The 25264-nt window shown below is 70.1% G+C and carries 24 protein-coding genes; 15 read left to right on the top strand and 9 right to left on the bottom strand.

All coding sequences use genetic code 11. From position 1 onward, the window contains the following. Positions 1-36 precede the first annotated feature (36 nt). Entirely contained in the window at positions 37-1740 is a 1704-nt protein-coding gene (locus VKN16_04755; GenBank protein ID HME93508.1) for a hypothetical protein, read from the top strand. A gap of 107 nt (positions 1741-1847) precedes the next feature. Here the strand turns inward: VKN16_04755 and VKN16_04750 are convergent, their stop codons facing one another. The 8 genes from VKN16_04750 to VKN16_04715 all read right to left on the bottom strand — a co-directional run bounded on the left by VKN16_04750 (position 1848) and on the right by VKN16_04715 (position 10684). Next, a complete protein-coding gene (locus VKN16_04750; GenBank protein HME93507.1) occupies positions 1848-4550 on the bottom strand; it encodes an MMPL family transporter in 2703 nt (900 codons plus the stop codon). Between the two features lie 78 nt (positions 4551-4628). Continuing rightward, positions 4629-5702 (bottom strand): inositol-3-phosphate synthase, encoded by a 1074-nt coding sequence (locus tag VKN16_04745; protein ID HME93506.1) that lies wholly within the window; start codon positions 5700-5702, stop codon positions 4629-4631. A 94-nt stretch (positions 5703-5796) separates the two neighbouring features. After that, positions 5797-6798: a flippase-like domain-containing protein gene (locus tag VKN16_04740; GenBank protein ID HME93505.1), complete on the bottom strand. Its 1002-nt coding sequence runs from the start codon at positions 6796-6798 to the stop codon at positions 5797-5799. Positions 6799-6832: 34 nt separating this feature from the next. Next, positions 6833-8014 (bottom strand): thiamine pyrophosphate-dependent enzyme, encoded by a 1182-nt coding sequence (locus VKN16_04735; GenBank protein HME93504.1) that lies wholly within the window; start codon positions 8012-8014, stop codon positions 6833-6835. Beyond that, on the bottom strand, positions 8011-8652 hold the full coding sequence (locus VKN16_04730; protein HME93503.1) for an ABC transporter substrate-binding protein: 642 nt from the start codon (positions 8650-8652) through the stop codon (positions 8011-8013). Before VKN16_04730 ends, VKN16_04735 begins: the two co-directional genes overlap by 4 nt. A gap of 20 nt (positions 8653-8672) precedes the next feature. Continuing rightward, complete coding sequence (gene mlaD, locus VKN16_04725; protein HME93502.1) at positions 8673-9113, bottom strand: outer membrane lipid asymmetry maintenance protein MlaD; 441 nt, start codon at positions 9111-9113, stop codon at positions 8673-8675. A 15-nt stretch (positions 9114-9128) separates the two neighbouring features. Beyond that, a complete protein-coding gene (locus tag VKN16_04720; GenBank protein HME93501.1) occupies positions 9129-9881 on the bottom strand; it encodes an ABC transporter ATP-binding protein in 753 nt (250 codons plus the stop codon). Continuing rightward, entirely contained in the window at positions 9878-10684 is an 807-nt protein-coding gene (locus tag VKN16_04715; GenBank protein HME93500.1) for an MlaE family lipid ABC transporter permease subunit, read from the bottom strand. Before VKN16_04715 ends, VKN16_04720 begins: the two co-directional genes overlap by 4 nt. 84 nt (positions 10685-10768) lie before the next feature. Here VKN16_04715 and VKN16_04710 point away from each other — a divergent pair, with 84 nt between their 5' ends. The 10 genes from VKN16_04710 to VKN16_04665 are packed head-to-tail and all read left to right on the top strand — an operon-like array spanning position 10769 to position 19086. Then, the gene (locus VKN16_04710) at positions 10769-11554 is read left to right on the top strand and encodes a carotenoid biosynthesis protein (protein HME93499.1); all 786 of its coding nucleotides are present in this window, start codon (positions 10769-10771) and stop codon (positions 11552-11554) included. Between the two features lie 20 nt (positions 11555-11574). After that, positions 11575-12591 carry an adenosyl-hopene transferase HpnH gene (gene hpnH, locus VKN16_04705; protein HME93498.1) on the top strand — a complete coding sequence of 339 codons (1017 nt, stop codon included), beginning with the start codon at positions 11575-11577 and terminating at the stop codon, positions 12589-12591. Between the two features lie 10 nt (positions 12592-12601). Further along, complete coding sequence (locus VKN16_04700; GenBank protein HME93497.1) at positions 12602-12958, top strand: hypothetical protein; 357 nt, start codon at positions 12602-12604, stop codon at positions 12956-12958. Between the two features lie 16 nt (positions 12959-12974). Continuing rightward, positions 12975-13631 carry a hypothetical protein gene (locus VKN16_04695; protein HME93496.1) on the top strand — a complete coding sequence of 219 codons (657 nt, stop codon included), beginning with the start codon at positions 12975-12977 and terminating at the stop codon, positions 13629-13631. Between the two features lie 8 nt (positions 13632-13639). After that, positions 13640-14647: a hopanoid-associated sugar epimerase gene (gene hpnA / locus VKN16_04690; protein HME93495.1), complete on the top strand. Its 1008-nt coding sequence runs from the start codon at positions 13640-13642 to the stop codon at positions 14645-14647. Further along, entirely contained in the window at positions 14644-15486 is an 843-nt protein-coding gene (gene hpnD / locus VKN16_04685; GenBank protein HME93494.1) for a presqualene diphosphate synthase HpnD, read from the top strand. The genes hpnA and hpnD overlap by 4 nt, the downstream gene beginning before the upstream one ends. Before the next feature lie 13 nt (positions 15487-15499). After that, on the top strand, positions 15500-16531 hold the full coding sequence (locus VKN16_04680) for an alcohol dehydrogenase catalytic domain-containing protein (protein ID HME93493.1): 1032 nt from the start codon (positions 15500-15502) through the stop codon (positions 16529-16531). Next, on the top strand, positions 16528-17136 hold the full coding sequence (locus tag VKN16_04675; protein ID HME93492.1) for an acyloxyacyl hydrolase: 609 nt from the start codon (positions 16528-16530) through the stop codon (positions 17134-17136). Before VKN16_04680 ends, VKN16_04675 begins: the two co-directional genes overlap by 4 nt. 7 nt (positions 17137-17143) lie before the next feature. Next, positions 17144-18142 carry a 4-hydroxy-3-methylbut-2-enyl diphosphate reductase gene (gene ispH, locus VKN16_04670; GenBank protein HME93491.1) on the top strand — a complete coding sequence of 333 codons (999 nt, stop codon included), beginning with the start codon at positions 17144-17146 and terminating at the stop codon, positions 18140-18142. A gap of 2 nt (positions 18143-18144) precedes the next feature. Further along, on the top strand, positions 18145-19086 hold the full coding sequence (locus tag VKN16_04665; GenBank protein HME93490.1) for a fumarylacetoacetate hydrolase family protein: 942 nt from the start codon (positions 18145-18147) through the stop codon (positions 19084-19086). An 84-nt stretch (positions 19087-19170) separates the two neighbouring features. On the opposite strand, the gene VKN16_04660 is transcribed toward VKN16_04665, so the two are convergent. Further along, complete coding sequence (locus VKN16_04660) at positions 19171-19653, bottom strand: pyridoxamine 5'-phosphate oxidase (GenBank protein ID HME93489.1); 483 nt, start codon at positions 19651-19653, stop codon at positions 19171-19173. Positions 19654-19754: 101 nt separating this feature from the next. On the opposite strand from VKN16_04660, the gene VKN16_04655 reads away from it, so the two are divergent. The 4 genes from VKN16_04655 to VKN16_04640 all read left to right on the top strand — a co-directional run. Further along, on the top strand, positions 19755-21212 hold the full coding sequence (locus tag VKN16_04655; GenBank protein HME93488.1) for an amidohydrolase family protein: 1458 nt from the start codon (positions 19755-19757) through the stop codon (positions 21210-21212). After that, positions 21209-22201: a uroporphyrinogen decarboxylase family protein gene (locus VKN16_04650; protein ID HME93487.1), complete on the top strand. Its 993-nt coding sequence runs from the start codon at positions 21209-21211 to the stop codon at positions 22199-22201. Before VKN16_04655 ends, VKN16_04650 begins: the two co-directional genes overlap by 4 nt. Positions 22202-22268: 67 nt before the next feature. Beyond that, positions 22269-24347, top strand: coding sequence for an elongation factor G (gene fusA / locus VKN16_04645; protein ID HME93486.1), 2079 nt, complete (start codon positions 22269-22271; stop codon positions 24345-24347). A gap of 33 nt (positions 24348-24380) precedes the next feature. Continuing rightward, positions 24381-25264, top strand: an 884-nt coding sequence (locus VKN16_04640) for a threonine synthase (protein HME93485.1), incomplete at its 3' end; no start/stop codon positions are given.

Below are 25264 nucleotides of genomic sequence, written 5' to 3'. Positions count from 1 at the left end.
TCGCCTGAGGCCCCCCCACCCGAACAGAACGGAGCGATGCCGATGCCGGCGAACCCCGGAGCCTCCACCGCCCAGCGGATGCAGTTCGCGCCCGTGGAGGGCGCGGCCGCTCTCTTCACCCCCGAGTTCCAGGAGTACCTGCTGCGCCTGCACGATGAATTGGGCCCCCGCGGGGTCGCCCTGCGCGCCCGCCGCGACGAGCGCCTCGCCCAGGCCCTCACGCACGGACGGCTGCCCACGACGCCTCCGCCGAGCGCCGCGACGACCGGGGACTGGAAGGTGCCGCCGGTCCCCAAGGACCTGGCCACGCCGGGCATCGAGATCTCGGGGCCGTGCTCGATCACCAGCATGTTCATCAACGCCCTGAACCCGGGGCCCGAGGGCGAGCGGGCCGAGGGCGACCTGGACGATGACGAGGACTCCGCGGGCCACCGGCTCGTCGACACGGTGCGCGCCTGCCACAACCGACTCGCCGCGGTCAACCACGAGCTGCAGCACGTCGACACCGAGCGCAAGCGCGAGTACCGGATCGCCCCGGGCGAGCTGCCGTTCTTCATGCATCGCGAGCGCGGGCTGCACCTGGACGAGCCCGACGTCACCATCGACGGCCGCCCGGTCTCCGCGGCCATCCTGGGCACCGCGCTGACCCTCTTCTATCCGGGCCGCGCCCAGGCCACGCGCGGGCAGGGCATCTACTTCTACCTGCCGAAGGTGGACGGAGCCGAGGAGTGCGCCTGGTACCGCGACCTCTTCGATCACAGCCGCGCGCTGCTGCCGTTCCTGAAGGACGCCACCATCCGGGCCATCCCGCTGGTGGAGGCGCTGCCCGCGGTGTACGAGATGGAGGAGATGCTGCACGCCCTCGGACCGTATGCGGCGGGTCTGAACGCGGCGCGCTGGGATCTCAAGGCCAGCATCTTCGAGTTCGTGATGGCCGATCCCAAGGCGGTGTGGCCGGACCGCTTCGGGGTGGACATCAAGACCACCCCGTTCCTGGCCAACATCTTCCGGCGCCTGGTCGCGGTGTGTCTCAAGCGCGGCGCCGTGCCCATCGGGGGCATGGCCACCGCGCTGCCAAATCCGGACCCCGAGGTGAACCGGGTCGCCGCGGAATCGATCCGCAACGACAAGGTCTGGGAGGCCGAGCAGGGGTTCATCCGCGCGTGGGTCGCCCACATCTTCCACATGAAGGCCGCGGCCGAGCCTTTCAAGCGCGTGCACGGCTCCGGCACCTGGAAGCCCCGGCCCGAGATGCTGAACCCCGACACCTATCCGGTGCGCATCGAGGTGCCGGTCGGCCCGATCACGGTGGAGGGCACGCGGCGCAACGCGCGCATGCTGATCGAGTACGTGGAGGGATGGCTGCAGGGCCGCGGCGCCAAGGGCATCGACAGCCTGGCCGGCAAGCCCGGCGTGCACCCGGCGCTCATGGAGGATCTCGCCACCGGGCGCATGTCGGTCGCGCAGATCGCGCAACGCATTCGTCACGCGGCGAGAACCACCGACGGCACTCCGGTCACGCACGACGCGGCTCTCGTGAAGCGGCTGCTGCAGGAGGAGTGCGACGACATCCTGCGGCTGCTGAAGACCCGCGACGCGGAGACCGAAGCGCGCTACCGGAAGGCGGTGAAGATCGCGCTGCAGTGGATCAAGAACTACACCCAGCTCGACTACCGCAGCCTCGGCTCCTACACCCGCGCCGACCTCGAGAAGATCGCCGCCGCCCCCGCCGCTCTCTAAAAGGGCAGTGCCCTCTGCCCCCCGGGGAGAGGGAAGGGTGAGGGGTGGTGAAGGGTGAGGGGTGGTCAAGGGTGAGGGGTGGTGAAGGGCGAGGGGTGCGACGCGAACTACGCCGCGGACGACTTCTCCAGCTGCACCACGTTCTCGGCCGGTTTGGCCCGGAGCAGCTGCAAGATCACCGGCAGCACCACGAGCGCCGCCACCATCCCGCAGAACGAGCCGAGGGTGAGCAGCAGGCCCAGGCTGAAGATGCCCTGGTGCGAGGCGATCATGAGGCTGCCGAAGCCCACCATCGTGGTGATCCCGTTGAGCAGCACGCCCATCACCGCGCTGCGTGCGATGAGCGGGCCGTTGAGCGAGCGCACCTCGAGGTGGCTGACGATCACGTTCAAGCCGAACTCGGCCGCGGTGCCGATGATCAGGGGCAGACCCCAGATGTTGGCGAGGTTGAACTTGATGCCGGAGACCTGCATGAGCCCGATCGTCCACAGCAGGGCCAGCGCCATCGGGATGAGGGCCAGCGCGCTCTCGCGCAGGCGCCGGATCATCAGCACGCTCAGTCCCCCCACCAGCACGAACGCGTACAGGGTGCCGGTCAGGTAGGCGCGCTCCATCAGCACGGTCGCCTCGTAGGTGATGACGGGCGGCCCCGTCACGTCGGGATCCACCGTGCGGATCTCGCGCACGAACTCGGCGGCGCCCGCCTTCTCCCAGATGTCGACCTTCGGGTGGATCTGGATGAGGAACTTCCCGTTCTCGCCGATGAACTTCCGGCGGAGCTCGTCCGGCACGTCCTTGATGGTGATCGTGCTCGGGTTCAGGTTCCGCTGCAGCCCGTAGAACTTGTTGACGAAGTCGCGGTAGAGCTGGGCCTGCAGGTAGTTCAGCGCGGCCTCCGAGGAGTCGCGGTTGCCCTTCTCGAGCAGGCGGATCACCGCCGCCGTCTTCTCCCGGACGACCCGCACCTCGGGCGGTAGCTTGCTGCCCGCCTCCGCGGCCACCACGTCGAAGCGGCGCCGGATGTCGCTGAGGGCCTTCTTCAGCCGCTCCAGCTCCACCGGACTCGAGCGGCCCACCCGGATGGGGGCGACCAGCGGGGCGAAGCTCTTGATCAGCGAGATCTTCTCGGCCTGATCGTCGGGGATGACCCGCAGGACCGAATCCACGTCGGCGACCGACGGCAGCTTCCCGAAGGCGGCCTGTTTCCGGCGCAGCTCGTCCAGCGTGGTGGCGGAAGACAAGCCGTTGGACCCGGAGCGGCCGGTCCCGGCCAGGATGCGCCGCTCCCACGCCACCGACTCGGTGCCCTTGGCCTGGAGGTTCAGCACGTTGTAGTCGAACCCGGCGCGCGGGACGGCCCAGATGGACAGCGCGGTGGCGATCCCGGCCCCGATCAGGACGGTGCGGGGGAAGGTCACGAGCCGGTCGAGCAGCGGCACCCGGATGCGCTCGAGCTGGTGGGCGCGCGGCCGACGCTGCCGCGGGCGATCCGCGTAGTGGCGGTCCACCAGCATGAGGACGGCCGGGAACATCGTCATCATCCCGACCCAGGCGATCAGGATGGCGAGGCCCGCGATGAGACCCAGCTCCTGGATGCCCCGGAAATCGGTGAGCATCAGCACGAAGAAGGTGCCGGCCGCGGTCAGCGCGCCGATGAGCATGCCGGGACCGGTGCGGGCCGCGGTCAGCTCGAGGGCCTCGCGCAGGTTGCGGCCGAGGAAGATCTCCTCCTCGTAGCGGAACAGGTAGTAGATCCCGTAGTCGATGCCGATGCCGACCACGATCGAGATGAACATCACCGAGAACAGGGTGAGATGGCCGACCACCAGGGTGACCACGCCCATCGACCAGGCCAGCGTCACCGCCAGTACGCCCAGCAGCAGCACCGGCTTGCCCACCCGCATGAAGGCCAGCGTCATCACCACCAGGGTCAGCGCGAAGGCGAGCACGTCGGAAATGCCGCTGTCGTGAAAGGCGGTGGTCATCTCGTCGTTGGACAGGGCGGGCGGGCCGGTCACGCCCGCCTGCACGTTCGGGAACGACGGACGGAGCTTGGCGATGGCGCCGCGGATCGTCTCGATCGCCACCTGGTCGCCGGTGAAGCTGCCCTTCTCGCTGGGCGGCGTCTCCACCAGGATGAACAGCAGGCTCTTGTCGTCGGAGAGGAAGTAGCCGGCGTCGTCGGGCGGGTCCTCTCCGAAGGAGAAGAGGGTGCCCCACGGGGAGCGGTAGGGGCCGGGGTGCTCGAGGCGGGAGGCCATCTGATCGAGGAGCACGCGCAGGAAGCGCGTGTCCACCGGCAGGTCCTTGTCTTGCAGCCCGATGTCGAAGAGGTTCGACACGAAGGCGGCCGCCATCTGGGTGTTCACGCCCTCCAGCAGGCGGGCCAGGCTCGGATCGCCCGCGAAGCTCTCCATGAACTCCTGGTGGTCGAAGATCTTGTCGCGGATCTCGCGGAGCTCGTCGGTGGGCAGGTAGAGGAGCTGCCGGCCCTCGAACCGCTTGGGGTCGATGCGGTAGGCGATGCGATGGAACTTCACCGGGCTCTGCCGGAGCTCCTCGGTCAGCCGCGCCGCGTAGGCGCGGGCGCCCTCGAAGGACCCGGCCTCCACGACCACCACGATGTCTTCGAGCTCGCCGAACTCGGCCGCGTACTCCCCGTAGCGCTGCACGTAACCCGCGTTCTGGGGCAGGAGCGCGCGCGTCGAGGTCTTGAAGGTGAGCGCGTGCATGGTGTACAGGATCGCGGCCGCCGCGAGGAGCAGCGACAGCGCCACCGTCACCGTGGGGCGGCGGGTGGACAGGCGCACCAGTCGCCTCAGCAGGCGACCGGTTCGGGAAATGGCGATCATGATGCGCCGGGAAGCGATACGGTGCTGCGAGCGACGCTAGTCCGCGCCGCCGATGAACTCTTCCAGCCGGGTGTGCGCCACCTCGTCCGACCACTGCTCGGGCGGCGACTTCATCAGGTACGCCGACGGGGCCAGGAGCGCGCCCTTGATGCCGCGGTCCATCGCGATCTTGCAGGAGCGGATCGCGTCGATCACCACGCCCGCCGAGTTGGGCGAGTCCCACACCTCGAGCTTCAGCTCCACGTTGATCGGCTGGTCGCCGAAGCTGCGGCCTTCCAGTCGGATGTGGGCCCACTTGCGGTCCTGCAGCCACGGCACGTAGTCGCTCGGGCCGATGTGGATGTCGTCGTCGGCCATGTCGTGGGCGAGCTGCGAGCGCACCGAGTCGGTCTTGGAGATCTTCTTGGAGGCCAGGCGCTGGCGCTCCAGCATGTTGTAGAAGTCGGTGTTGCCGCCCACGTTGAGCTGGCTGGTGCGCTCGAGCCGCACCCCGCGGTCCATGAAGAGCTTGGTGAGGATGCGGTGCACGATGGTGGCGCCCACCTGCGACTTCACGTCGTCGCCCACGATCGGCAGCCCGCGGTCCTCGAAGCGGCGCCGCCAGTAGTCCTCGCGGGCGATGAAGACCGGGATGCAGTTGACGAAGCCGCAGCCGGCGTCGAGCACCTGCTCGACGTACCACTTGGTCGCCATCTCGCTACCCACCGGCAGGAAGTTCACCACGACGTCGGTGCGGGTCTCGCGCAGGATGCCCTTGATGTCCGCGGTGGTGCCAGGCGCCTTGGTGATGACCTGGGAGAGGTAGTGGCCGAGGCCGTCGTGGGTCATGCCCCGCTGCACCGGCACGCCGAGGCTCGGGACCTCCGCGAACCGCACCGTGTTGTTCGGCTCGGACCAGATGGCCTCGCCGAGGTCCTTGCCCACCTTGCGCGCGTCGATGTCGAACGCGGCGGAGAATTCGATGTCGGAGACATGGTAGCCCCCGAGCCGCGGACGCATGAGGCCCGGGATGAACCCGTCGTCGGCGACGCCTCGGTAGTAGTGGACGCCCTGGACGAGCGCGGAGGCGCAGTTTCCAACCCCGACCACGGCGACGCGTACTGAGCCCACGAGTGCCTCCTCACATCACCGTCGGTTCACGCGACGGCGCAAAATAGTTCGCGGCAAGAATGATTGAGTCTAGCACAGCATCCGCACGCCCGCCTCAGACTGGGCCTGATGTCTCGTCGGCGGCCGACCGCGCCGCGGTCCGCCCGGATACCCCCATGGCCAGGAAGCCGATGCCGGCCCACACCATCTCGCGCAGCCGGCGAACCAGCACGAACGAGAGGCCGCCGGTGGCGGTGAGGCCGAATGCTTCGAAGAAGGCCACATAGCCGCCCTCGAGGGCTCCCAGCGAGGCCGGCACCATGAAGCTGGCGAACTTCACTCCGCCCGCGAAGGCCTCGATGATCATGGACGTCAGGAGCGGCACGTCGGTTCCCAGCAGCCGCATGACGATGTAGATCTCGAGGCCGCCGGTGGCCCACGCCACCGCGTGGACCACCGCGGAGACGAGCAGCCGGCGGCGGTCGTCGCGGTAGAGGGCGGCGAGGGCGCGGTCGAGATCGCCGAGTCCCCGGAGGTATCGCGCGCCGCCGGCCCAACCGATTCGCGACCCGATGCGGCCGAGCAGCCGGCCGCCGCCGCCGAGTCCCCCGCTCGCCTGGACGACCACGAATCCCCCGATGGCGAGGATCTCCACGCCGAGCAGGCCGGTCATGATCGGCATGAGCCGGCCGGTGGGCGCCACCGCGTGGGCGGCGAGCAGGCCGGCGGCGAGGAAGAAGATCTGACCGACGACGATGGTGGTCTTGTCGGCGATGACCGACACGAAGCCGTCGACCAGGGGCACGTGCGGGCGCAGCAGGTACGCCTTGAGCGGCTCGCCGCCCACCGCCATCGTCGGAGTGGCCAAATTGACCGCCTCGCCGGCCAGCCGCGCACGGAAGATCACGCCGAAGGGCACCGCGCCTGGCACCAGCACGCGCCAGGCGAGGGTGTCCAGCGCCGCCGCGAGCATGTAGGGGAAGAGCAGGACCAGCGGCAGGCGCCAGCCCAGCGTGACGAACGAGGACCAGATCGCGGCGGGGCCGATCCGGGCGATCAAATAGCCGACGACCGCCAGGCCGCCCAGCACGAGCAGCGGGCGAACGAAGCGTGACACTAGACGATCCTGGCGACGCGGGAGATCGGGCCGGTCAGGGCCGCGAGCCCGGACCGAGGGAGGAGCGGAAGCGGTCGCGGATCTCTTCCGGTCGGTACGGGATGCGGGGCGCGGGCCGCTCCTCGCCGGTGACCCGCGCCAGGATGAAGCTCGGCCCGCCGCCGTCCATCGCGGTGGCGACGGCGGCGCGGATCTCGTCGGCGCCGGTCACCGCGGCGACCCGCTCGTAACCGGCCGCCGATGCCAGGTGATGCAAGCCGACCGTCCGCGACGGCGAGGCCTGATTGCCGGTCGAGCCGTAGAGGGCATTGTCGAAGACCACGTGCACCAGGTTGCCGGGACGCCCGCGGCCCAGGAGGGGGCCGCCGCCGATCATGGGCAGGATGCCGAGGCTCATGAGCAGGTTGCCGTCGCCGTCGAACACCACGATGGGGCGGTCGGGTTCGGCGAGCGCGATGCCGAGGCCGATGGCCGATGCCATGCCCATCGAGCCGATCATGTAGAAGTTCTCGAGGCGGTCCTTCACCGCGAACGACTCGCGGCAGATGTAGCCGTTGGCGTGCACCACCGGCTCCGTGCGCAGGGCGGACACCGCGGCGCGGAGGGCTTCGAAGCGGGAGATGGCAGGGCGAGGCGCAGCCGAAGGCGAGCCGAGCGCATTTGAACCACCGCGGTCAGCCTGGCCGGCCGAATCGGCTGCGCTTCGGCCGGCGGTTCGCATCGGGTCTGAAGCAAGAATGCCCGGCGGCAGCAGCAGCGCCACCGGCTGGCTGAGCCGCTCGGACTCCGCCCGGCCCCACGCGACGTCCTCGGCCATCGTGCCCGTGGAGAGCACGCGGTAGGGGATGCGCATCATGTCGAGCAGGCCGGGCGAGATCTCACCCATCAGCAGATGCTCCGGCGCGTCCTTGCCCGCGTAGCCGCGCCAGGTCACCAGGAGCAGCGCGGGCAGCCGGTACATCAGGGAGAGCGAGACCAGCGCGTTCATGCTGGTGCCGAGCCCGGAGTTCTGCATGAGGACCATGGGCCGGCGTCCCGCGAGCCACGCGCCGGCCGCGATGCCCACCGAGACGTCCTCGCGCACCGCGGGCACGTAGGGCAGCCGGGGATGGGTCTCGAGCGCGGCGATGAGGCTCTCGATCAGCGAGCAGGGCACGCCGGTGAAGAAGTCGTAGCCGTGCGCCTCGAGGAGGTCGGCGAGCTCCCCGCCGGTCACAGCTTCTTCTTCTGCGCCTTGTCCTCCGCCATCAGCTCGTCCTGCTTGGTGCGCAGCTTGGTGACGAGCTCGTTGTAGGAGGACGTCTGGATGATCTTGTTGAACTGGGTGCGGTAGCTCGACACCAGGCTCACGCCCTCGATGCTGACGTCGTAGACGAGCCAGTGGTCGGCGCGCTTGACCATGCGGTAGTCGACCGGGACCTCGGTGCCGTTCTTGGTGACGATCTTGGTGGACACGGTGGCGTAGTCGCCGTCCATCCGCTCCGCGGTGTACTGGATCTTCTCGCCGCCGTAGGTCTCGATCTTGGAGATGTAGGAGCGCTCGAGCAGATCGGCGAAGAGGCCCACGAACTCGTTGCGCTGCGCCTCGGAGAGCGGCTGCCAGTGCTGGGCGAGCGAGCGCTTGGCGATCTCCGCGAAGTCGAAGATCTCGTTGGCGATCTTGCGGACCGCGACTCGGCGCTCCCCGAGCTTGCCCTGGCCCTTGAGCGACGGATCGTCCAGGGCCTTCAGCACCCGCTCGACCGCGCCGCGCAGCTGATCGGTCGGTACTCCCGCCGAGGCGGGAGCCGCCGCGATCGCCATCAGGGCCACCATCGCCGCCAGCATCACCGCGTTCACCCGAACCCAGTTCATAGATCCTCCCGGTGCGGACTCTATACCTTGCCGAAGATGTACTTGGAGAGCAGCTCCTCGATGTCGACCGGCGGCTCCACCTCGCGGATCCGACCGTTCGGCGGGATCAGCTTGTCAGAGCCGCCCGGACTGATCCGGACGTAGCGCTCGCCGATGAGCCCCTTGGTCTTGATGGAGGCGATGGCGTCCTCCTGCAGCTTGACCTGCGGCTGGATCACCATGACCACCTGGGCCTGGTAGTCCTTGAGCTGGATGCGGTCGACGCGGCCGACCTCGACCCCCGCGATCTCGATGGTGGAGCCGACCTTGAGCCCGCCCACCGTCGGAAACTCGGCGTTGACCACGTAGCCCTTGCTGCCCAGGAAGTCCACGCGCCCCAGCTTGACGGACATCCAGCCCAGCGCGAGCAGGCCGATGAGCACGAAGATGCCCACCCCCAGCTCCAGTGTCGATCGCCTCATGCTCGATCTCCCCGGTTACCGCCGCGGCTCGGCGGGCACCGCCTCGATTTCCCCGCGAATGAAGTGCTGGACGACCGGATTGGCGGAGGTGCGCACCGCGTCGGGCGGGCCGACCTCCACGATCACGCCCTCGTGGAGCATGGCCACGCGATCGGCGATCTCGAAGATCTCCGGGATCTCGTGGCTCACCATGACCGCGGTGAAGCGGAACTTGCGATGCAGCTCCACGATGAGGTGGTGAATGGTATTGACCAGGATCGGGTCCAGGCCGGTGGTGGGCTCGTCGAAGAAGACGATCTCGGGCTCGGTGACCAGCGCCCGCGCGATCGCCACCCGCTTGCGCATGCCGCCCGAGATCTCCGCGGGATTCTTGGTCCCCATGCCGGTGAGGCCGACCTGCTCGAGCTTCTCCTGGACGCGGTCGTGGATCTCACCGGCGGCGAGCAGGCTCTTCTCCCGCAGCGGGAAGGCCACGTTGTCGTAGACCGACATGGAGTCGAAGAGGGCCCCGCCCTGGAAGACGACGCCGTAGCGGTCACGCACGCGGTCGAGATCGCGGCCGCGCAGGCGGGTGATCTCGACGCCGTCCACCACCACCGTGCCCGCGTCCGGGCGCAGCAGGCCGATCAGGTGCTTGAGGAGAACGGACTTGCCGCCGCCGCTGCGCCCGATCACCACCATGATCTCCCCGGTGGCGATGTCGAGGTCGAGACCGCGGAGCACCGCCTGGGCGTCGAAGCGCTTCTGGAGCCCGCGCACCCGGATCACGGCAGCACGGAGCCCAGGAAGTAGTCCCACACCAGGATGAGCACCGAGGCCAGGACCACCGCCTGGGTGGTCGCCCGCGCGACGCCCTCCGCGCCGTGGCCGCAGTGAAAGCCCTTGTAGGTGCACACCCACGGGACGATCAGGCCGAAGGAGAGCGCCTTCCAGTATCCGGTCATCAGATCGGACCAGTCCACGAAGGTCCGCATCTCACCGAAGTAGGTGCCCGCGGAGAGGCCCAGCAATTTCACGCCGACCAGATAGCCGCCGAAGATGCCGACCACGTCGAAGATCGACACCATGAGCGGAAAGGTGATGAGCCCCGCGATCAACGCCGGCACCACCAGGTAGCGGACCGGGTTGAGCGCCATGACCTGCAGGGCGTCGATCTGCTCGGTGATCTTCATGATGCCGATCTCGGCGGTGAGCGCGGAGCCGGCCAGCCCGGTCACGAACACCGCACACAGCACCGGTCCCAGCTCGCGGATGAGCGACAGGGCCACCGCCGGCCCCAGGTAGGCCTCGGAGCCGAAGCGCGAGAGGGTCAGGAAGATCTGCAGGCCCAGCACCATGCCGGTGAATGCGCCGGTCAGGATTACGATGGTCAGGGAGCGAAACCCGATGAAGTGGATGCGGTCGAGCAAGCGGCCGAGCTTGAAGGGCGGGATGAACGCGGCCGCGACGGCCTGTACCAGGAAGACGCCGAAGCGCCCGAGCGCCTCGATCACGTCGAGGGTCACCCGGCCCAGCGCCGCGACCGGACGCAGCGGAAGCGGCCACGGGTCGGGAGGAGACGACGAAAACATCGGTAGATACTAGCATGGCGATGCGGCAACCCCGGAGCGGTTCTTGAAAAGAATCGGTGATTTCCGTAAGGTGAATCCGTGGCGATGCTCGGTTTGATCGCGACGCAGCTCGTCGGTACCGCGACCCTTCGCCCCTACGTGATCGGCTTCCTCGTCCTCTTCCTCATCGCGGCGACCCGCGACCTCGGCACGCGGCGTACCGTGTGCTATCTGGGCTGGGCCCTGGGTGTCGCATTGGCCGCCGAGCTGGCCTCGACGCGCGTCGGCTTCCCGTTCGGCCTGTACCACTACACCGGCGACACGCGCGGCCTCGAGCTGTTCGTCTCCAACGTCCCGTTCTTCTCGCCGCTGTCCTTCCCCTTCCTCGCCTACGCCTCCTTCTGCCTCGCGCGCCTGGTGCTGCCGCGCACGTGGGCGGCCAGCTGCGGCGGCCGGGTGCGCATGGTGCTGCTGGCGGGCGTGCTGATGACCCTGCTCGACGTGGTGATCGATCCGCTGGCCGTCCTCGGCGACCGATGGTTCCTCGGCCGGGTCTTCTACTACCCGGCCGGCGGCGTCTATTTCGGCGTGCCGCTGTCGAACTTCATCGGGTGGCTGCTGGTCGGCTGGGCCATGGTCGGCGGCCTGGTCGCGACGGGCCAGTCCGGGGCGGGGCCGCCCCTCCTCGGGGTCGTGCTCTATGGCCTGGTGCTCGTCTTCAACTTGAGCATGACCTTCTGGATCGGCGAATCGGGCCTCGCCGGGGTGGGAATAGTGGTTCATCTGACGACGTTTCTGCTACTGTATGCCGTCAGCCGGGCTGCGGTCGGTCGGTGGTCGTCCGGGGCCCTGGGGGTGTCCGCGGCGTCCGGCAGGGGTCGGGCGTCCTAACCGGAGAGGGGTCGTCGAGCATGAGCGTTCCGCTGTCTCAGATGTGGACGGTCGCGACGTACGTGCTGCGCCAGAAGCTCGCGCGGCGCCAGCGCTATCCGTTCGTGCTGATGCTGGAGCCTCTGTTCCGCTGCAACCTGGCCTGCGCCGGCTGCGGCAAGATCCAGTATCCGGCCCAGATCCTCCGCAAGAACCTCAGCGTCGAGAAGTGCCTCGCCGCGGTGGAGGAGTGCGGGGCGCCCATCGTCAGCATCCCGGGCGGCGAGCCGCTGATGTACCCGGACATCGACCGTCTGGTGGTCGAGCTGGTGCGGCGGAAAAAGTACGTGTATCTCTGCACAAACGCCATCCTGCTCAAGGAAAAGCTCGACCTGTTCACCCCGTCCAAGTACCTGTCGTTCAGCGTGCACATGGACGGGTTGCGGGACGAGCATGACGAGGCGGTTTGCCGCGACGGGGTCTACGACCAGGCGGTGCCCGCGATCCGGGAAGCGGTGGCGCGGGGCTTCCGGGTGACCACCAACAGCACCCTCTTCGACGGAGCCTCGCCGCTGCGGATGCGCGAGTTCTTCGACGAGATGATGAACCTGGGCGTCGAGGGCATGATGGTCTCCCCGGGCTACAGCTACTCGAAGGCGCCCGACCAGGAGCACTTCCTGCTGCAGTCGCGCACCCACGAGCTGTTCTCGCGGATGCTCTCTGCGCCGAAGAAGCGCTGGCGCTTCAACCAGTCGCCGCTGTTCCTGCGCTTCCTGATGGGCAAGAAGGACTTCGAGTGCACGCCCTGGGGCAATCCGACCTACAACATGTTCGGATGGCAGCGGCCCTGCTACCTGCTGCAGGAGGGCTACGCGCGCACCTTCCGGGAGCTGATGGAGACCACGCCCTGGGAGAACTACGGCAAGAAGAGCGGCAACGAGAAGTGCCGCGACTGCATGGTGCACTGCGGGTACGAGGCCACCGCGGTCGACTACACCTTCAGCTCGGTGCGCGGCTTCGTCGAGACGGTCGGAGTCACCCTGACCGGCAAGCTGTAGGTCCACGCCGGTGAGCCTCGAAGGCTGGGTGCCGGACGTCGGCCAGTACCTCACGCTGGAGGAGGTCGTCGAGTTCGCGTTCGACTACCGGGGCAACACCACGATCGTCAAGCGGGACGGGACCGAGATCGTCGGCTATATCTTCAATCGAAACACCTATGCTCCGGAGCCCTTCATCGAATACTTCGACGAGAGCGGTGAGGGCCCGTTCTCGCTCCGCTACTCCGAGCTCGCCAACATCAAGTTCACCGGCAAGGACACCGCGGCCGGGAACAGCTGGAAGGCCTGGCTCGAGCGCAAGGAGCGGGAGAAGGCCGAACGGGCCGCGGCGCGGAGTGTTCCGGATCCTGATCCTCACCGCGGTTGAGCTCGAGGCGCGGGCCATGGCCCGCCATCTCGAGCTGCCCGCGATCCCGTCCTTTCCGTTTCCCGTCTTCGGCCGCGGCACCGTGAGGCTCGCCCCGGTGGGCCTGCGCGCCGGGCAGCTCGCCGCGCGCTGGCCCTCCCTCCGCGTCGGGCTCGAGCAGCCGCTGGTGATCTCGGCCGGGGTGTGCGGCGCGCTCTCCCCCGACCTGCGCGCCGGCGATCTGGTCCTGCCCGAGAGCGTGATCGGGCCCGCGGCGGAGCGGCTCAACGTGACCCCGACGCCGTACGGCCGCGCGACCGGGCTGGCCTCCGGGGCTCGGCGCGGCACCCTCACCACCTCGCGCGACGTGGTCGCGACCCCCGAGGCCAAGGCGGCCCTGTACTCCCAGACCGGCGCGGTCGCGGTGGACATGGAGTCCGCGCTCATCCTCGCGCACGCCGGCCGCGCCGGGTGTCCCACCCTCGTGGTGCGCGCGGTGTCCGACGTGGCGAGCGAGAGCCTGCCCCCAGAGCTGATCGGCCTGCTGACCGAGGAGGGCAAGCTGCGGACGTCGCGCGCGCTCGCCCTCGCGGTGACGCGGCCTCGGGTGCTGCCGCGGGCGGTGGCCTTGCGACGCGCCACCCAGCGCGGCCTCGTCGCGGTGGCCCGCCTGCTCGCCGCGTTCGCGGCCTGAGGCCGGTCATGGACGCGCTCGTCACCGGCGGCACCGGGTTCGTGGGAGCGAACCTGGTGCGCGAGCTGCTGGCGGACGGCCACGCGGTGCGGGTGCTCGCGCGGCCCGGTGGCGATCGTCGCGCGCTCGACGGCTGCGCGGTGGAGATCGTCGAGGGCGATCTGCTCGACGCCGCCTCCTTGCGGCGCGCGGTCTCGGGGGCCCGCCACGTCTACCACGCGGCCGCCGACTACCGGCTCTGGGCGCCGGACCTGCGCGTCATCTATCGCGCGAACGTCGACGGCACCCGGCACCTGCTGCAGGCCGCCGCCGACGCGGGCGCGGAGCGGATCGTCTACACCTCCACGGTGGGGGCGGTCGGCATTCCGAAGGACGGCACGCCCGGCGACGAGGCCACGCCGGTGTCGCTCGCCGACATGGTGGGCGCGTACAAGGCGTCCAAGTTCCTGGCCGAGCGCGTGGCCGACGAATGGGCCGCGCGCGGCGCCCCGGTGGTGATCGTGAACCCGTCGGCGCCCATCGGCCCCTGGGACGTGAAGCCCACGCCCACCGGGCAGATGCTCGTGGACTTCATGAACGGCAAGATGATCGGCTCGGTGGACACCGGGCTCAACGTGGTCGACGTGCGGGACGTCGCGCGCGGTCACATCCTGGCCGCCCGGAAGGGACGGGTGGGGGAGCGCTACATCCTGGGCCACCGCAACCTGTCGCTGCTCGAGATCTTCCGCATGCTCTCCGCGCTCACCGGAGTGCCGGCGCCGCGATTCCGGGTGCCCTACGCGGTGGCCTGGATCGCCGCGGCCGCGATGGAAGGCGTCGCGCGCGTCACGCGCCGGCCTCCCGCGGTGGCGCTCACCGCGGTGCGCATGGCGCGCAAGCGCATGTACTTCTCGGCGGAGAAAGCCGTCCGCGAGCTGGGCCTGCCGCAGACCCCGGCCGAGACCGCCCTGGCCGACGCGGTCCGCTGGTTCACGGATCACGGGTACGTCAGCGTCCGGCCGCCGAGGGCCGCGTGAACGCCGGCCAGTTCGTCTCCCGGCTGACCCGCAAGAGCCGCTCGAACTTCTTCTATGCGTTCCTCTGCCTGCCCCGCGCCCAGCGCGAGGCCATCTACGCCTGCTATGCGTTCTGCCGCATCGTCGACGACGCGGTGGATCTGGGCCAGGACCGCGCGGCCCAGCGCGCCGAGCTGCGGCGCTGGCGCGACGAGATCGCCCGCGTCTACGAGGGGCAGCCCGAGCATCCCGCCGGCCAGCGGCTGCAGGTGGCGGTCCGCCAGTTCCCGATCCCGCGCGTGGCGCTCGAGGAGATCATCGCGGGGGTCGAGATGGACATGGACCATCCGACCTACGAGACGTTCGAGACGCTCTATCCCTACTGCTATCGGGTCGCCTCCGCGGTCGGCCTCTGCTGCATCGAGATCTTCGGTTACACCGATCCACGCGCACGGGAGTACGCGGTGAACCTGGGCGTCGCCCTGCAGCTCACCAACATCCTGCGCGACGTGCACGCCGACGCGCGGATCGGGCGCGTGTACCTGCCCCAGTCCGACCTCCGCCGCTTCGGGGTGACCGCCGAGGACCTGGCCCAGGGCCGCTACACGCCGCAGTTCGTGGAGCTCATGACGTTCGAGGCCGCGCGCGCCCGCGAGTACTACGAGCGCGCGTGGGCCGCGCTGCCGCCAGGCGACGCGCGGAGCCTCTTCGCGGCCGAGATCATGGGGCGCACCTACTTCGCCCTGCTGCGCGCCATCGAGGCGCGGCGCTTCGACGTCTTCAACGGACGCGTGACCCTGCCGGCCCACCGGCGTGTGGGCATCGCGCTGCGCTGCTGGGCCGGCGCCCGGTGGGGATGATCGCCCGCTAGTCATGCGGGCCCAGGTCTTCCACGGTCCGGGCGACCTGCGCTTCGAGGAGATCCCGCTCCCGGATCCCGAGCCCGGCGGGCTCGTCGCGCGGGTCGACGCGGCGCTGACCTGCGGCACCGACGTCAAGACCCTGCGCCGGGGCCATCCCGTGATGATCCCCCGCGTGCCCACCGTCTTCGGTCACGAGCTCGCCGGCGTGGTCACCGCGGTCGGGCACCAGGTGCGGGGCGTGAAAGAGGGCGACCGGATCGTCGCGGCCAACTCGGCTCCCTGCGGGAGCTGCCGGTTCTGCGCGGGCGGCCGGCCCAATCTCTGCGAGGACCTGCTCTTCGTCAACGGCGCCTACGGCGAGCACATCGCGCTGCCGCCGCGGCTCGTGCAGCGCAACGTGGTGCCGATCGGCCCGGGGCTCCCCGCGCCGATCGCCGCCTTCACCGAGCCCCTCGCGTGTGCCCTGCTGGGCATCGAGCGCGGCGGCGTCGGGCCGGGCATGACGGTGGCCGTCTTCGGCCACGGCCCGCTGGGGTGTCTCCTCGCCATGGCGGCCCGCCAGCGCGGGGCCCGGGTGATCATCGTCGGCAAGCCGGGGTGGCGGCTCGAGCAGGTCCGAGGGATGGGCCTCGGAGATTGTCTGGACGGGCCGGCGGTGGGCGACGTCGCCGCCCATCTGCGCGGGCTGACGGGCGGCCGCGGCCCCGAGGTCACGGTGGACGCCACGGGCCGTCCCGAGGTGTGGGAGCAGGCCATAGATGGGGTGGGCCGCGGGGGGGCCGTGGTATTGTTTGGGGGTTGCGCCCCGGGCACTTCGGTGCGGGTGGATACGCGTCGCGCCCACTACGAAGAGCTCATGCTGGTGGGGGCGTTCCACCACACGCCGCCGATGATTCGACGCGCGGTGGAACTCCTCGAATCGAAAGCGATCGACCCCGGCGCCCTGCTCAGCCGTCGCGTGGGGCTGGGGCAGGTTCGAGAAGCGCTGGCATCGATGGAACGGGGTGAGACCATGAAGGTGCTGGTGGACCCACAACGATGAGCGCGATCGGGAACCTGACACGGTGGGCCGTCGTGGTGCTGGCGGTGCTGGCGGTGGTGCGGCCGGCGGCCGCCTACGACCCCGAGACCGCCTTCGCCAAGGGCACGACGATCTTCGGCCTGCAGGTGGGTGGGGGCGTGCACAACAACATCGAGGAGCACGGGACGGTCAGCGACATCTCGTTCGTCAACTTCACTCCGCGGGTGTCGCACCTGTTCTTCTCGCCCTTCGGATCCGGGCTGCTGCGCAGTGCCTTCGAGCCCGGGCTCGAAGGATGGTTCCAGTACTACCTGTCGCCGAAGGAGTCCACCGCCGAGGGACTGAAGGTAGCCTTCCGCTACCACTTCATCGGGCTCGGCCGGCTGGTGCCCTACCTCGAGGTCACCGCGGGCGCGGGCGGCACCAGTCTCCGGGTGCCGGAGATCGACTCGTCGTTCACCTTCGTGCTCGAGGGCGGGGCCGGGCTGGCCTACTTCGTGACCGACAGGGTCGCGGTGAACTTCGGCTATCGCTTCCAGCACATCTCGAACGGGAACACGTCGCAGCCGAATCGGGGGTTCAACTCCGACTCGGGCGTGCTCGGCGTCTCGTACTTCTTCAAGTGAGGGCCTCATGACCACGCCGGCGTTGCAGCAGATCGTCCTGGCCGGGCCGCGCGGCTTCTGCGCCGGCGTGGACCGCGCGATCGACATCGTCGAGCTCGCCCTGCAGGTCTGTCCGCCCCCGATCTACGTCCGCAAGGAGATCGTGCACAACCGCCACGTGGTGGAGGCCCTCCGGGCCAAGGGGGCCCACTTCGTCGACGAGCTGGACGAGGTCCCGGACGACGCCACCGTGATCTTCAGCGCCCACGGCATCTCGCCCGCGGTCCGCGCGGAGGCCCAGCGGCGCGGCCTGCGGGTCATCGACGCCACGTGCCCGCTCGTCACCAAGGTGCACCTGGAGGCGGTGCGCTACGCCCGTGAGGGATACTCGATCATCCTGGTCGGGCACGCCGATCACGACGAGGTGGTGGGCACCATGGGCGAGGCGCCGGAACGCATGTTCCTCATCGCGCATCCCGAGGACGTCGACAAGCTGGACGTGCCAGACCCGGACAAGGTCGCCTACCTAACCCAGACCACGCTCTCGGTGGACGATACGCGCGACTGCATCGCGGCGCTGCGCCGGCGCTTTCCCAAGATCGCCGGACCGGCCAAGGACGACATCTGCTACGCGACCCAGAACCGCCAGGCCGCGGTGAAGACGGTGGCGGGGGCGGTGGACGTGCTGCTGGTCATCGGCGCGGCCAACAGCTCGAACGCGAATCGGCTCGTCGAGGTGTCGACCGTGATGGGAACGCCGTCCTATCTCATCAACGACAAGAACGACATCCGGCCCGAGTGGCTGGAGGGGGCCGGCCGGGTGGGCGTCACCGCGGGCGCCTCCACGCCCGAGTTCCTGGTGACCGAGGTGGTCGAGGCGCTGCGGCGCGAGCGCGGCTCGAACGTCCGCGAGGTCCACGTGGTCGAGGAGGACGTGCGTTTCGGCCTGCCCCGCGAGCTGGAGGACATCGCGCGGGCGGCCGGCAAGACCTTGCCGCCTCGCGGTGGCGCGATGACGGTGAGCTAGCCATGCGGCTCGTCACCTTTCGCCGTGGCCGCGGGGAGCCCAAGCCCGGCGCGCTCTGGCAGGAGCACGTCTTCGATCTGGCCGGTCTCGCCAAGGACCTGGCCACCCAGCGCGGGACGGTGCGCCGCGGCCGCGGCGGATTCCCGCGGACCGTGCTCGACATCGTGCAAGGCGGCGAGGCGGCCATGTCGCTCACCCGCGAGGCGTGGGAGTACGGCCAGCGGCTCGTCGGCCAGACCGCGGCCGAGGACCTGGCCCAGCGGCGGCTGGCCTACCCGCAGAAGCGAGTGCGGCTGCTCGCGCCGATCCCGTCGCCCTCGCGGAACATCTTCTGCCTGGGGCGCAACTACGCCGATCACGCGGCCGAGCGCGGGGCGGCGGCGCCGGATCATCCGGTGTATTTCACCAAGCCGGCCACCTCGGTGGTGGGCCCGGGCGACGACGTGGTCCACCACGCGATCACCAAGGAGCTGGACCACGAGGTCGAGCTGGCGGTGGTCATCGGCGTCGGCGGACGGGACATCCCGCGCGCCGACGCGCTGAAGCACGTCTTCGGCTACACCATCGTCAACGACGTGACCGCGCGCGATCTGCAGAAGCGCCACCAGCAGTGGTTCAAGGGCAAGTCGCTCGACACCTTCTGCCCGATGGGCCCGGTGCTGGTCACCGCCGACGAGCTGCCCGATCCGCAGGGTCTCGCCATCTCGCTCCGGGTGAACGGGCAGTTGCGGCAGTCGAGCCACACCTCGAAGATGATCTTCCCGGTGGCCCAGTGCATCGAGGTGCTCTCGCAGGGCATGACGCTGCTGCCCGGCGACGTGATCGCGACCGGCACCCCGGAAGGCGTGGGGGCGGCCACCGGCAACTTCCTGAAGGCGGGCGATCGCATCGAGGCCGAGGTCGAGCAGATCGGCATTCTGCACAGCAAGGTCGTCCGCCCCTAAATAACTCGGAGGGGGGCTCCCGCCCCCCTTCCGAACCTCCCCCCAAAACGGGATTGCGCAGGCGGAGCCTGCGCTCGAACGTGGCTACTCGGGTGCCCCGTGGCGGAGGTCGGTGCGCCAGACGCGGCGCACCGGCCGCATCCGTGGCGTCAGGGGCTCCTCCCAGCGGGTGTGCATCACGCGCTCGACGAGCAATTCGAACACCGCCTCGGAGGTGTCGGCCATGTGCTTGGCGGCGGCGAGGATGCTCGCGCGGGTGGCCTCGTCGTTCACGGGCCGGGCGCGGCCGGCCACGTAGAACTCGTCGCTGCCCGGCTTCGGCTGCGGGAACGTCTGCAGCGCGTAGCGGCCGTCTCGTGCGAGGTCGCCACACTTGGGCGACGTGGCCGTGATCAGCACGTGCAGGCCGTGCGCCGAGAGCACCGGGCACACCGGGTGCAGGCGCGGCGCCCCGCGGCCGTCCACCGTGGCCAGGAACGCCAGGCCGACCCCGAACTGATTCAGCAGCGCGCCGCCCGTCGCGGCCATCTCCGGCTCGACGGTGGCGAACTCGGCCCACGTGCGCACGCGGAGAGGCTAGCCGATTGCGGGCCGGATGTCATCGGGCTAGCATGCGGCCGGTGGTGGCGGCGACCGGCGCCTCGCGGGTCGCGGAAAGGATCGATGGCATGCGCACGGTGATCGAGGGCGGCTGGGTCGTGGCGTGGAACGGCCGGAGTCACGAGGTGCACGAGCAGGGCAGCGTCGTCTTCGAGGGCGAGCGCATCGTGCACGCGGGCGGGCCGTACCCCGGGGCGGCGGACACGCGCATCGCGGCGCGCGGCAAGCTGGTCTCGCCCGGCTTCATCAACACCCACGTGCACACCGCGGGCAACGGCGGCGACTACCTGCTGCTCGACATGGCCAGGAACGACTACCGCACGTCGAACTACATGGCCTTCGCGGCCCCGCTCAAGGGCAAGATGACGCCGCCGCCCCCCGAGGCCACCGCGGCCATCCGCGCCTTCGTGCTCCTGCACGCGCTGAGGAACGGCACCACCACCGTCATCGACGTGGGCGGCCTGCGCGGCGACTGGGACGGCTACGCGCGGCTGGTCGACGATCTCGGGGTGCGGGTCTACGGCGGCCCGCCTTTCCGCGACCGCGACACCTACATGGACGCGCAGGGGCGGCTCACCTACGAGGAGGACACCGCGGTCGGGCGCGAGCGCTTGAAGGAGGCGGTGGACTTCGCCCGCAAGTTCGACGGCGCGGCGGGCGGACGGCTGCGCGCTCTCTTCAACGCGGCCCAGGTGGAGACGTGCAGCGAGCCTCTGCTGCGCGCGGGCAAGGAGGCGGCCGCGGAGATGAGCGCGCCCATCCACACCCACGCGGGCGGCAACCTCATCGAGTTCCAGCGCATCATGGACGAGTACCGCAAGACCCCGGTGCGCTTCCTCGCCGACATCGGCTTCCTCGACGAGCGCACCCTGCTGGGTCACGTGGTGTTCACCACCGCGCACGAGTGGACGCGCTACCCCTTCGGGGACGACCTGCGGCTGCTCGTCGAGCGCGGGGCCACCGTCGGCCACTGCCCGTACAAGTACGCGAAGATGGCGATGACGCTGCGCTCCTTCCAGCGCTACCTCGAGGCCGGCGTCACGCTCGCGATCGGCACCGACACCTATCCGCTCGACATCGTCTCCGAATTGCGGTGGGCCTCGATCCTGGCCAAGGTCACCGACGGCAACTATCAGGCCGGGCTCGCGCGCGACGTGTTCAACGCGGCCACCATCGGGGGCTGCCGCTTCCTCGCCCGGGAGGATCTGGGGCGCCTCGCGCCCGGCGCCCGCGCCGACATCCTCCTCATCGACCTCGACCATCTGGGCGGGCCGGTCTACGCGGATCCGATCAAGGCTCTGGTGGACTCGGCGTCCGGGCGCGACGTCGACACCGTCATCGTGGCCGGGCAGGTGCTGGTGCAGGGCGGCCGCGCCACGCGGGTCGACGAGGACGCGGTCCTGGCGAAGGCGCGGGCGGCCACCGAGCACTACTGGAGCCGCGTGCCGGCGTGGCGCTGGGACGGCGCCGGCGTGGACCAGATCGTCCCGCCCGCCTTCCCGATCCGCCGGGCCGCCCGCTCGTGACGAAGCGGCAGCGGGTGATGGCCGCGCTGCGCGGGCAGCCGGTCGACCGGATCCCGCTCGCGTTCTGGCTCCACAATTTCAACACCGAGAACTCGGCGCGGGGCCTGGCCGACGAGACGCTCCGGCTGGCGCGCACCTTCGACTGGGACTTCCTCAAGCCGCAGTCGCGCGCGCAGTGCTTCGCCGAGATGTGGGGGCTGACCTACCGGCCCTCTCGCGAGACGGCGACGCCGTGTACGGTGACCCACACGCCGGTGGTCGACGCCGAGGACCTGGCCCGGCTGCCGGTGGCGGATCCGCGCGAGGGCGCGCTCGGCGAGCAGCTCGAGGCCCTGCGGCTCATCCGCGCCGCGGTCGGTCCGGACGTGCCCATCATCTGGACGGTGTTCGCGCCCCCCATGATCCTGCCCATGCTGACGCGGGGCGGCCGCGAGCAGGCCCTCGGGCTCCTGCGCGACGCGCCGCGCGAGAGCGCCCGTGCCTTCGACGTGATGGCCGAGACCCTCGCCGAGTACGCGCGGCTCTGCCTGGCCGAGGGCGCCGACGGTCTCTTCTACGCCACCAACGTGGCGACCCGGGCGCTGATGAGCGCGGAGGAGTGCCGGCGGTGGCAGCGGCGGTGGGACCTGCGCATCCTGAGATCGGCCGAGCGCGCCCCGTTCAATCTGCTCCACGTGTGCGGGGCGGGCATTCACGTCGACGAGTTCGCGGACTACCCGGTCACCGCCCTGAGCTTCGCCGCCGTTCCGGGCAATCCCACGCTCGCCGCCGCGCACGCCCGCACCGGACGCGCGATCGTGGGCGGGCTGCCCGCGAAGCCGGAGATCGCCGGTATGACCGAAGCGACCCTCGTCGCCCGCGCGGGCGCGGCCACGCGCGAGATGGGCGGCCGCTGGCTGCTCCTCGGGCCCGACTGCTCGGTCAATCCGGACACGCCGGCGCGCTTGATGCACGCGGTCGGCGCGGCGCTTCGGGACGGCGCGTCCTAGGGTCTGGAAGCGCTCGGAGCGCTGTGGTAGCATCCCCGCCACACCATCTCCTTCGCCGGAGGCGGGCATGGCTCTAGACACCGGCAAGATTCGCAACGTGGCATTCGTCGGCCATGGCGGGGTGGGGAAGACCTCCCTGGTCGAAGCCATTCTGTTCAGCTGCGGCGCGACCACGCGGCTCGGGCGGGTCGACGACGGCACGACCACCACCGACTTCGATCCCGACGAGATCAAGCGCAAGATCTCGCTCAACACCGCGGTGGCCTTCTGCGATCACCACGGCTATCGCCTGAACCTGATCGACACGCCCGGATACGGCGACTTCGTCGCCGACGCCCGCGCCGGCCTGCGCGTGGCCAGTGCCGCGGTGGTCGTGGTGGACGCGATCGCGGGGGTGCAGGTGCAGACCGAGAAGGTCTGGAAGTTCGCCAACGAGTACAACCTCCCGCGCGCGATCGTGATCAACCGCCTCGACCGCGAGCGCGCCGACTTCTTCCGCACACTCGAGTCGCTGCAGAAGCGCCTGAAGGGCCGCCTGGTTCCGCTGCAGCTGCCGATCGGCAGCGAGGCCTCGTTCCACGGCGTGGTGGACCTGATCACGATGAAGGCCCTCGTCTGGGCCGACGGCAAGATGAAGGAGGGCGAGATCCCCGGCGATCTCGCGGAGGCGGCGCGGTCGTACCGCGAGAAGCTGGCCGAGGCCGCCGCGGAGACCGACGACGACCTGCTCGCCAAGTATCTGGAAGAGGGCTCGATCGGCGAGGCCGAGATGCTGGAGGCGCTCCGCCGGGCCATCACCTCGGGTGACGTGGTGCCGGTGCTGTGCGCGTCGGCGACCCGCGGCATCGGGATCGCCCCGCTGCTCGACCTGATCGCCAAGGAGCTGCCGTCCCCGCTCGAGCAGGGGGCGGTCGAGGGCACCGATCCGCGCGCGAAGGCGACGGTGCAGCGCGCCCCCGATCCGAAGGCGCCGCTGTCGGTGCTGGTGTTCAAGACCATCTCGGATCCGCACGTGGGCAAGCTCTCGGTGTTTCGCGTCTATTCGGGGACCCTGCGCGCGGACAGCCAGATCTACAACGCCACCCGCGAGGGCCGCGAGCGCATCGGCCACCTGGGCTGGCTCTCCGGCAAGACCCAGAAGCCGGTGGAGTCCCTCGGCCCCGGCGAGATCGGCGTCGTGGCCAAGCTCAAGGACACGCTCACCGGCGACACTCTATGCGAGGAGGGCCATCCGGTGGGCCTGCCCGGCATCGTGTTCCCGGAGCCGGCCATCTCGTTCGCGATCCAGCCCAAGACCCGCGGCGACGAGGACAAGATCTCGACCGCGCTGCACCGGATGGCCGACGAGGATCCCACCCTGCACCACCACTACGACCCGGAGACGAAGCAATTGCTCGTCTCGGGCATCGGCCAGCTCCACGTGGAGGTGGTGGTCGAGCGGATGAAGCGCAAGTACAACGTGGACGTCTCGCTCCTGCCCCCGCGCATCCCCTACAAGGAGACGGTGAAGGGCCGCGCCGAGGTGCAGGGCAAGTACAAGAAGCAGACCGGTGGGCGCGGGCAGTACGGGGACACCTGGCTGCGCATCGAGCCGCTCACCCGTGGCGGCGGCTTCGAGTTCGTGGACGACATCTTCGGCGGCGCCATTCCCCGGAACTTCATCCCCTCGGTGGAGAAGGGCGTCCGCGACTGCATGAAGCGCGGCATCCTGGCCGGCTACCCGGTGGTGGACCTGAAGGTCACGCTCTACGACGGCTCCTATCACGACGTGGATTCCTCGGACATGGCCTTCCAGATCGCCGCGTCCATGGGGCTGCAGAAGGGCTTCATGGAGGCCAAGCCGTGCCTGCTGGAGCCGGTGGTGAACGTCGAGATCACCGCGCCCGCCGAGGGCGCCGGCGACGTCATCGGCGACATGAACGGCCGGCGCGGCCGCATCGTGGGCATGGAGCCCGACGGCGACGTGGTGTCGGTGCGCGCCCAGGTGCCGATGTCCGAGATGCTCACCTACGAATCCACCCTCCGCTCCATGACCGGCGGACGCGGCGGCTACTCGATGGAGTTCTCGCACTACGAGGAGCTGCCGAGCCAGCTCGCCGAGAAGGTGGTCGCGGCCCATCGCGCCGAGAAGGACAAGGCGCACTAGCCCCGCCCGCGCGGCGGGGGCGCGCTCGCCCCCATGTTCGTGACCCACGTCGAATGCACGGTGTGCGGCCACCGCCACCGGCCGGACGGCCTGCTGACGGTGTGCGCGAAGTGCGGCCAGATGCTGGCGGTGCGCTACGACCTGGCCCGCGTTGCCGCCGCCGTCACCAAGGACGCGCTCGCCCGCCGGCCGCCCGGCATGTACCGCTTCCGCGAGCTGGTTCCGCTGGGCGCGGACGAGGAGCCGGTCACTCTCGGAGAAGGCGGCACGCCGCTGCTGCCGCTGCCGCGCCTCGCCGCGCATCTGGGCCTGCGCCATCTGTGGGCCAAGGACGAGGGCCAGAACCCGACCGGCACCTTCAAGGCGCGCGGGCTCGGCATGGCCATCACCCGCGCGCGCACGCTCGGGGTGAAGGGGTTGATGATCCCGTCGGCGGGCAACGCGGGCGGGGCCGCCGCGGTGTACGGCGCGCGCGCCGGGGTCCCGGTGGCGGTGGTCGTGCCCCGCGACACGCCGGAGGCCGCGGTGGCCGAGGCCGCGCTGGCGGGCGCCCGCGTCTTCACGGTGGAAGGCACCATCGCCGACGCGGGCCGCGTCATCGCCGCGGCGGCCGGCCCGGTGGGCTGGTTCGATCTGGCCACGCTGAAGGAGCCGTACCGGCTCGAGGGCAAGAAGACGATGGGCCTCGAGCTGGCCGAGCAGCTCGGCTGGGACGCGCCCGACGTGCTCGTGTACCCGACCGGCGGCGGCACCGGGCTGGTCGGCATCGCCAAGGCGTACGAGGAGCTGACCGGAATGGGCTGGGTGACCGCGGCGCCGCCGCGCTTCATCGCGGTGCAGGCCGAAGGCTGCGCCCCGCTGGTGCGCGCCTGGGAGGACAAGGCCGAGACCACCACGCCCATCGAGCAGCCCTTCAC

It is taken from the genome of Candidatus Methylomirabilota bacterium (assembly GCA_035315345.1).
Lineage (GTDB): Bacteria > Methylomirabilota > Methylomirabilia > Rokubacteriales > CSP1-6 > CAMLFJ01.
This window is presented reverse-complemented; position numbering and strand designations above follow the sequence as displayed.

What these genes read in the sequence shown, in the direction of transcription:
- VKN16_04755 (HME93508.1), top strand. Translation starts at nt 37, where the DNA reads ATGCCGATGCCGGCGAACCCCGGAGCCTCCACCGCCCAGCGGATGCAG.
- VKN16_04730 (HME93503.1), bottom strand. Translation starts at nt 8,652, where the DNA reads ATGAACTGGGTTCGGGTGAACGCGGTGATGCTGGCGGCGATGGTGGCC.
- mlaD (HME93502.1), bottom strand. Translation starts at nt 9,113, where the DNA reads ATGAGGCGATCGACACTGGAGCTGGGGGTGGGCATCTTCGTGCTCATC.
- VKN16_04715 (HME93500.1), bottom strand. Translation starts at nt 10,684, where the DNA reads ATGTTTTCGTCGTCTCCTCCCGACCCGTGGCCGCTTCCGCTGCGTCCG.
- VKN16_04710 (HME93499.1), top strand. Translation starts at nt 10,769, where the DNA reads ATGCTCGGTTTGATCGCGACGCAGCTCGTCGGTACCGCGACCCTTCGC.
- hpnH (HME93498.1), top strand. Translation starts at nt 11,575, where the DNA reads ATGAGCGTTCCGCTGTCTCAGATGTGGACGGTCGCGACGTACGTGCTG.
- VKN16_04695 (HME93496.1), top strand. Translation starts at nt 12,975, where the DNA reads ATGGCCCGCCATCTCGAGCTGCCCGCGATCCCGTCCTTTCCGTTTCCC.
- hpnA (HME93495.1), top strand. Translation starts at nt 13,640, where the DNA reads ATGGACGCGCTCGTCACCGGCGGCACCGGGTTCGTGGGAGCGAACCTG.
- VKN16_04680 (HME93493.1), top strand. Translation starts at nt 15,500, where the DNA reads ATGCGGGCCCAGGTCTTCCACGGTCCGGGCGACCTGCGCTTCGAGGAG.
- VKN16_04675 (HME93492.1), top strand. Translation starts at nt 16,528, where the DNA reads ATGAGCGCGATCGGGAACCTGACACGGTGGGCCGTCGTGGTGCTGGCG.
- ispH (HME93491.1), top strand. Translation starts at nt 17,144, where the DNA reads ATGACCACGCCGGCGTTGCAGCAGATCGTCCTGGCCGGGCCGCGCGGC.
- VKN16_04665 (HME93490.1), top strand. Translation starts at nt 18,145, where the DNA reads ATGCGGCTCGTCACCTTTCGCCGTGGCCGCGGGGAGCCCAAGCCCGGC.
- VKN16_04655 (HME93488.1), top strand. Translation starts at nt 19,755, where the DNA reads ATGCGCACGGTGATCGAGGGCGGCTGGGTCGTGGCGTGGAACGGCCGG.
- fusA (HME93486.1), top strand. Translation starts at nt 22,269, where the DNA reads ATGGCTCTAGACACCGGCAAGATTCGCAACGTGGCATTCGTCGGCCAT.